The sequence below is a fragment of the Stieleria sp. genome (assembly GCF_041595215.1).
Classification (GTDB): domain Bacteria; phylum Planctomycetota; class Planctomycetia; order Pirellulales; family Pirellulaceae; genus Stieleria; species Stieleria magnilauensis.
On the sequence record NZ_JBFHKV010000348.1, the window covers coordinates 1 to 7,582 of the forward strand.

At 60.4% G+C, this 7,582-nt stretch carries 7 protein-coding genes and 1 riboswitch; all 7 genes read right to left on the reverse strand.

Going from position 1 to position 7,582, the window contains the following annotated elements; translation table 11 throughout:
• On the reverse strand, positions 1–566 hold a 566-nt coding region (locus ABX749_RS14805; protein WP_372896652.1), incomplete at its 3' end, for a response regulator.
• Between the two features lie 81 nt (positions 567–647).
• On the reverse strand, positions 648–3,635 hold the full coding sequence (locus ABX749_RS14810; RefSeq protein ID WP_372896653.1) for a response regulator: 2,988 nt from the start codon (positions 3,633–3,635) through the stop codon (positions 648–650).
• Complete coding sequence (locus ABX749_RS14815) at positions 3,632–5,014, reverse strand: methyl-accepting chemotaxis protein (RefSeq protein ID WP_372896654.1); 1,383 nt, start codon at positions 5,012–5,014, stop codon at positions 3,632–3,634. The genes ABX749_RS14810 and ABX749_RS14815 overlap by 4 nt, the downstream gene beginning before the upstream one ends.
• The gene (locus ABX749_RS14820) at positions 5,011–5,547 is read right to left on the reverse strand and encodes a chemotaxis protein CheW (protein ID WP_372896655.1); all 537 of its coding nucleotides are present in this window, start codon (positions 5,545–5,547) and stop codon (positions 5,011–5,013) included. Before ABX749_RS14820 ends, ABX749_RS14815 begins: the two co-directional genes overlap by 4 nt.
• Positions 5,548–5,587: 40 nt before the next feature.
• Positions 5,588–5,878, reverse strand: coding sequence for a hypothetical protein (locus tag ABX749_RS14825; protein ID WP_372896656.1), 291 nt, complete (start codon positions 5,876–5,878; stop codon positions 5,588–5,590).
• Between the two features lie 57 nt (positions 5,879–5,935).
• Entirely contained in the window at positions 5,936–6,367 is a 432-nt protein-coding gene (locus tag ABX749_RS14830; protein WP_145221106.1) for a PleD family two-component system response regulator, read from the reverse strand.
• Positions 6,368–6,426: 59 nt separating this feature from the next.
• A riboswitch (cyclic di-GMP riboswitch) is annotated at positions 6,427–6,503 on the reverse strand.
• A gap of 173 nt (positions 6,504–6,676) precedes the next feature.
• Positions 6,677–7,582: aminotransferase class I/II-fold pyridoxal phosphate-dependent enzyme (locus ABX749_RS14835; protein WP_372896657.1), on the reverse strand; the 906-nt coding region annotated here is incomplete at its 5' end.

A 7,582-nucleotide genomic window follows, 5' to 3' on the forward strand; every position in this document is an offset into this window, starting at 1 on the left:
CGATCCAGGTAGATCCACAACCGCAGACGTTCGGCTTCGATCTCGAGCACGCCTTGCTTGTGGCCGTTGTTGAGGAAATCGACGACCTCGCGAATGCCGAACACGGCGAAGCGGCCGGCCAGATCGGGCTCGGACGTTTCTCCGATGATCTCCGGCACCGCCGATCCCTTGGTCTGGGATTCGACAATCATCGTCGCGGTTTCGATCGCGTTTTCGACGGTCGTGCGGAGCAGGTTTTCGGTGTAGGGTTTGGGCAACATGTCGACCACGTTGTCCAGGTCGGCGTACTCCACGTACGCTTTCTTTCGCAGCGTCGAGCTGACCACGACGGGGATCATTTTCAGCGTCGAGGACGCGGCCAGTTGTTGGCAGACTTCAAAGCCTGTCGTTCCCGGCAGTTGGTGGTCCAACAGAATCAGATCGGGCCGGATCTCCTCGGCCAGCTGCAAGCCGTCCTCAGCCGTGGGGGCGAGGGTGACGGCGTAACCGGCCGGGCTTAGGTGTGTGTCGACCAACTTACGGATGGTCGCACTGTCATCAATGACCAGGACTTTTTTTTCGGCCATGAAACTGATTCCTCTGTGACGGGAAACGAAAGTGATTTGAAAAGGGGCTTGGTATGGGGCAACGAGCCGCGGGCGAACGATCTAAAGGTGGTCCGGGTAAGGTTTGGCCCAATCGAGTGGGGCGACGACAGCGTCGAGTCGTTCGGGCGTGAGTGGTTTTTGGATGTATTCAACGGCGCCCAGTAGTCGGGCCTGCTTGCCAGCCGTTTCGAGACTGCGGCTGCTGATCACGACGACAGGGATTGATGCCATTCGAGGTTCACCCTTGATCGTTTGCAGCAACTCCAAACCGCTCATCCGCGGCATGTCGATGTCGCTGAAAACGGTGGCGAAGGTTTCTTTGGAAAGCATTTCGATCGCAGCCTGTCCGTCTTCGACTTGGACAACGGTGACCGGATACTTGGCCAGTGCCCGCGTCACGCGAAGCCTGGCACTTTTTGAATCATCGACGACGAGCACCTTGGGCAGTTCCTTGCCGCAGGCCCGTTCTTCCGAGGGCAGGGGTTGAACGACTTGACGGGCACCCTTGGACGCCTCGGCCAGTCCACGTGGGTCCAACAGCAGCACCACTTCGCCCATCCCCGAAAGGGTCGCTCCGATGCACAACGGGTGTGACTTCAGCATCGGCGGCATCGGTCGAACGACGACTTCCTCGGGTCCGAGGACGCGGTCGACCAGCAACGCAAAGTCACCGCCCGATTCGCCATCGACGGTTGCCGACCCGCTGGCGAGTTCGATGATGGCGCGACGTGAATGGTCACTCTGGGCAGCCGGATCGTGATGCCGCAAGGACAGGATTTCGTTCAGATCAATCGGTGAGTAGCTGGGGTCAAATTCACCGGTGCGGCGGACCGATTGAGCCGGCAAGGCGAACAGCTGACCGCCGCTGCGGAACACCATCGCGTGCTGAATCATCGAAGGCAGCGGCAATGACAACCGGATCGTCGATCCCGAACCGTGTTCCGATTCGACTTCGACCCAGCCCCGCATCCGTTCCAGCGTCGACGCAACGACATCCATGCCGACACCGCGTCCGGAGAGTTGGTTGGCCGATTCACGTGTTGAAAACCCGGGATTGAAAATCAGGCGGGACAGTTCGGCATGGCTGACCGATTTGTCGCCATCGATCAAACCCCGCTCGATACCCCGTCTGCGAATCGCATCGAAGTCCAAACCGCGGCCGTCATCACTGACTTCGATGACCAACAGGTCCGGCCCCGAGTGGGCGTGAAGTCTGACGATGCCTTGCGGTGTTTTGCCCGCGGCGACACGCTCTTCGGCTGGCTCGATTCCATGGCTGACAGAATTGCGAACGATGTGCAGCAACGGTTCAAAAATCCGCTCCTGCAGCGACCGCTCGATCCCGGTGTTCTCTCCGACCAACTCCACACGCACCTGTTTGTGTTCGGTCCGTGCCGCGTCGCTGATCGCGCGATGCAGTCTGCGGAACAGTCCGGAAACCGGCATCCTTCGCAGCTGAACCAGTTCCAGTCGAAAGTTGCGGATGAATTGAGAGACCGCTTGGTTCCCGTCGGCGACGGGGCGATAACAGTCACGCAATCGCTGGGCCGATTCCAGCACGTCATTGGCGACTTCATTGAGGTGGGAAAAGGACACGCCGTCTTCGGCCAGAACGGGATTGGCAAGGCTGTCACCGGCCAACAGGGCTTCGCCTTCGTGGCTGAGCATCCGAATGCGGGTGACGCTGTGGATCAGCTCGTCGTGAATCCCCTTCAGCTCTGAGATTTCGGTGTCGCGCTGATTTCTCAGCATCACCAGTTCACTCAGCATGTCCATCAGCCGGTTCAGCTGTGATGCTTTGACCCGCACGGTTTCGTCGTCACCGTGACTGTCCGAAAGCGTGTTCTTCTTCGGCGACCGCGCCGCGGGTTGAGCGGATCCTGTCGGCTGAGCGGTGGACGACGGGACGGTTGAAGCCACGGCGGAAGGTTCCGCGCCGGGTTGGGGTGCGGTGGAGCTATCGTCGGGCGCGTAAGACGAATCGACCGGGTCCGTTTCGTCGCCATCGACACGAGCGCGAATCAGATCCACATGCGGCAGCAACAGTTCGGGGGTGACCGCTTGCCCGGCGTCTTGTGTCTGGCGAATCAGCTCTTCGACTTCGTGGATGTAGTCGGCCAAGTTGGACATGCCGATGCTGGCCGACGCTCCCTTGATGGTGTGAAGTTCGCGGCTGATGGTTTTCACGGGGCCGTCGTCGCCGGGGCCGGATTCCAGGTCAAGCAGCGCTTGCTCCATCGATTCCAATCCGCGGGTCGCATCGTCCATGAAGGCTTCACGCAGTTCGTCGTCGATGTCGATTTCGTCGACCGCGGGCATGGCGATCGGGCTGCCGCCGACTTTGATCGCATCGGGTGCCGTCGCCGCCGCGGGCGAGTGGGTTGTTGGGTCGGTCGGCTGTTCCGGTTGGTCGGAATCGAAATCGGGTTTCGTCGCCTGGGCGTCTTGCCAAGCACCGTCTTCCGGGGCGATTCCCCGAGTCTGGGCACTCAGGCTGCTCAGCAAGGCTGCGATTTCAGCTTGACTGGGCGCAATCACGTCGGACTCAGGAGTGGCGTTTGCATCGGCGCCGTCCCAATCACTTTCGCTGTCGCAAGCCGATTCGTCATCGTTGACAAACTCGCCCGACGCATCGCACGAGTCGAGTCTCAGTTCGATCGCTTCCTTGAGCAATTCCAATTGCTCCTGGTCCATCTCGTCGGCGTGTTCACCGAGCGCCACGTTGCGGACTGAGTTACAGCTTTCGACGACAAAGTCGACCAGGTTCAGAACATCGGGATCGTCATCGTTGAAATCCGAGAGGGAGCGATCGACGGTATCGGCCAGTTCGCCCAATTTCTCGACGGTGTCCTGCAAGCACGCATCGACGTCTTCCAGACCGGCGTGGGTCAGCTCATGGAGCAGCTCGACGGCGTTGGCAAAGTCGGCCATGCGACGCGTTGCGTCTGATTCCGCGGCACCGGGGGCGCCGGATGCACCGGTGGGACCGGGTTCACACGAAAACAGATGTTCGGTGAACGCGCCCGAGGAAGCGTCTTGGGTGCTCATTTGACTTCCTCTGCAACGCGGACGTTTTCGTGACGGCTGGCGGCGTCGGGCGTCGCGTCGGCGCGGGTTTGATTGGCCAATTCGAGCAACTGTCGTCGTTCGCCGGGGTTGAGATCCAGATTCGGGTTGGTGCAACCTCGGAGCCGATGGATATTGGAATCGAGGTCGATGGCCGTTTTGGCCAGCGACTTGATCGCCCAGGAGGCATGGTCGGCGCGTTTGCGATCGGCCTGATGAGCACTTGCGATTGAGTCGATGCCTCCGGCGAGTCCTTGAACCAGGTTCTGTTGTTGGTCGCCCTGTTGTGAAAGATCCGAGACGACGAACATGCCGGCCGCGGTGACTTGCGAAAGTTCGTTCAGCGTGTCGCGGATGGCTTCGACGACGGCGATGTCGGATTCGACTTCGTTTTGTTCTCGGCTGAGCACGGAGAGCGAATCGGTGGTCTGCATTTCCAAGGATTCGGCGAGCACACCGATCTCGCGGGCGGAGTGGGCCGTCTGCTCGGCCAGTTTTCTCACTTCGTCGGCCACCACGGCAAAGCCACGGCCGTGTTCGCCGGCACGGATCGATTCGATCGAGGCGTTCAGGGCCAGCATTTCCGTGCGGGCGGCGATGTCGGTGATCGTGCCAACGATGTTACCGATCTGGCGCGTCGGATCTCCGAGTGATCGCAGTTTCTTCTTGCTCGTTTCGCTGCAGCTGCGGATGCGATGCACCCCTTCGGTCAGCACATTGGTTTTTTCGATCGCTTTGGCGACCGCTTTTTCGGCCGACCCGATTTGTTGCTGTAGTTGGGCACAGCGATCGGAAATCCGTTCGATGCCGTTGGTCAGGTTTTGCAACAAGGCGGTGGTTCGGTAGGTCGCTTCGGATTGTTTGCCGCTGTGAACGTCGGCGTTGCATCTGCCGATCTCCACGACGTCTTTTTCGACTTGTGCCATCAGCTCGCTGAGTGATCGGCCGACGCCACCGAGTACGTTTTTAAACTCACTCATGTCGGCCGAGTCATACCCGTCGCGTCGGGAAAGTCGGGACAGCATGGATTGCAGTTCGCGTGCATTCTGCCGACTGGCGACTTCGATTTCGTCGTAGCGTTGCGAGGTCTGCAGGACGGTGGAGCCGAGTTCGTCGAGCTCGCGAATCCCGCTGGAGACGATCGTCTGCTGTCGTTCGACCAGCATCGTTTTCAATTGCCGGATCCCGTGACCGACCTTGTGCGTCAACAGCAGTGACGCGACGCCGGCGGCGGTCATCGCGGCGATCAGGACAACGACCCACTGGGAACCGCTCGACAGGGATGATCCGGCCATCGCAGCAGCCGTCGCGACGACCGCGACCAACGAGTGCGTGGCCAAGAATGTGATGTTGGTTTTCATACGGCGTTCCACTTTGACGCGGACGTTGGGGTTGAGACGGTAGAAGGAAAGACACACTGGGAACCATGCCATTGGTCCTCCAGTGTTTGTTGTGCGATTCGCTGCAACCCGTTGACGTCCAAAACGCTGATGACTTTTCCGTCATAGGTTGCCGTGCCCATCAAGACCGACATGGTGTTTTCATTGCGTTGCCCGGCATCGATGTGGGTTTCGATGCCGTCGATCGCGACCACTTTGTCGATCGCGATGGCCCACGATCCGAGCGGGCATTGCATCACCAACAGCTGTCCGCTGTCGGCCGATAGCCGAGCCTGGTTTCCGATCAGCGGTTCCAGATCGATCACCGGCAGGAATTCGCTACGCAGATTCCCGATCCCCGCCAACGAAGGATGGCTCAGCGGAACCGGAACGATCGTCGGCATGATCGTCACTTCACGCACCGTCGTCGCCGGGACCGAAAACATCACGTCGCCGGATCGGAAGATGCAGTGTTTGTCGCTCAGGTTGGCGATTCTCGATTGATGGGAAATCACGCTTTCCATCGAAACTACTTGGGGCTGAGAATGAATCGGGTTATTGGGTCATTTCACGCAAGGACTTCAGCAGTTGCATCGCCTCGCTCTCGTCGTCCGTGTCGACCGGATCGGCCTGTGTTGCCGCAGCGAGTGTTGCCGCAGCCAGTGGTGCCGCAGCCAGTTGGGACTGGGGGATCAGGCCACTGACGTCGATCGTTTTTCCGCTCGCCTGTGACAAACGTTTCATGATCCCGGCGGCGAACTGGTCCAACTCGGTTTCCCACTGATCGAGCGTTTCCAGGCTCAGATCGAGATCGTCATCGGTTGTGAATTGCGGGTTTTGGGGCATGGCGAACGCACGGGTACAAGGAGACAAGTTGAGTCAGATCGGATCACCGGATCGCTGTCAGACGGTGCGCCGCAGCAGCGTTTGGACGGTCTCGAGCAGCAAGTCGGGCTCGGTCGGTTTGGACAGGAACGCGCCCAGTTGGCTGCCGAGTGTTTCCAGGTGGGGAGCATCGGCGCTGGTCAGAAAGATCACGGGCGTCGAGCGGTCCCAGGTTTCATCGGCGAGCAACTCGTGGCAGACGCCATAGCCGTCCAGCACCGGCATGTTGATGTCCAGGATGATCAAGTCGGGTTTGGTTTCCGTCGCCACTTCCACCGCTTGGCGGCCGTCTTCGGTCAAGGCGACGTTGTAGCCGGCGTCGCGAAGGGTTCGATCGAGCAGTCGCAAGACGGTGCGACTATCGTCGGCGACCAAGATCGTTTGATCCGACTGGGTGGAAGAGGCGCCGCGGCGGGCGGCGATACCGGCGGTCGGTTTCGTTGCAGTCATCAATTGACTCCGGCATGCCGGCAACGGTCGGTCGCAGGCAAAGGCGTGGGGTTGGTTCGTTCGGTAATGCGGCCATCTCTATCGAGATCCGTCACTTTGCGTGCACGGCCTCACGGCCGGCTTGCCTGTTCGCGAGCGCCGATTTCCGGCCGCACGCCTCTCTCGATAGCTCCATGGCGAGATGGACCTACCGCGGGAAGAACGCTCCGAGAGATCGCCGTTGACGACAGCGAAAGCACCGGAGTGTTCTGGTGAAGGGTTGGTCACTCCGCGACAGAGTCAAGCAAAACTGTGAAAAGTGTCCGTCAATCAGAAAGACGGCAAACCCTCGATCAGACGACGCACCATTTCGTCGCTGTGGTCGGCTGAGAGCGATAGACGCAGTCGTGCCTGGCCTTCGGGGACCGTCGGCGGTCGAATCGCCGGCACAAACATCCCCAGTTCATACAACCGCTGCGACGCCGCAACGGCATCGGCGTCCGTTCCGATCGGAATCGGAACGATCGGTATCCCGGATTCGATCGCCGGGCATTCAAGCCCCAGCTGCGCGCGAACGTTTCGGGCCAGCGCACACACCCGATCACGGCGGCGACGCATCTCCTCGGGATGCGCCAACGCCGCCAGCGCCGACTCGACCGCTGGCATCGACAACGCGGTGCTGTAGATCAACGGACGACAGTGGTTGACCAGATAGTCGGCAACGACGTGGGGGCAGGCGACGAACCCGCCCTGGCCGCCGAGCGCTTTGCTGAGGGTTCCGATTCGAATCGGAACGCCATCTTTCACTCCCAAGGCTTCGCACGCCCCCGAAACATGGTCGCCCAAAATGCCGGTCCCGTGCGCCTCGTCAACGATCAGGGTCGCGTCGTACCCGGCGGCCACCTCGCACAGTTCGCCGAGCGGCGCGACGTGTCCATCCATGCTGAACACCGAGTCGGTCACGATCCAAACGCGGCGATACGCACTGCGGTGCTCGGCCAGTAACCGGGCGACCGCATCGACGTCCCGGTGGGGGTAAACGTGTCGTTCGGCTTTGGACAACCGGCAACCGTCGATCAGCGACGCATGGTTTAATTCGTCGCTAAGGATCAAGTCGCCCTGTCTGCAAACCGCCGACACCGTGCCTGAACAGGCGGCGAATCCGGTCGGGAAGACGACCGCCGACTCGGTCTGTTCGAAACGGGCGATCGTTTCAGCAAGCAACTGATGCCGATC

Bases quoted from the DNA above. Each gene is read 5' to 3' on its own strand.
- ABX749_RS14810 (WP_372896653.1), bottom strand. From the start codon at position 3,635: ATGAGCACCCAAGACGCTTCCTCGGGCGCGTTCACCGAACATCTGTTT.
- ABX749_RS14815 (WP_372896654.1), bottom strand. From the start codon at position 5,014: ATGAAAACCAACATCACATTCTTGGCCACGCACTCGTTGGTCGCGGTC.
- ABX749_RS14825 (WP_372896656.1), bottom strand. From the start codon at position 5,878: ATGCCCCAAAACCCGCAATTCACAACCGATGACGATCTCGATCTGAGC.
- ABX749_RS14830 (WP_145221106.1), bottom strand. From the start codon at position 6,367: ATGACTGCAACGAAACCGACCGCCGGTATCGCCGCCCGCCGCGGCGCC.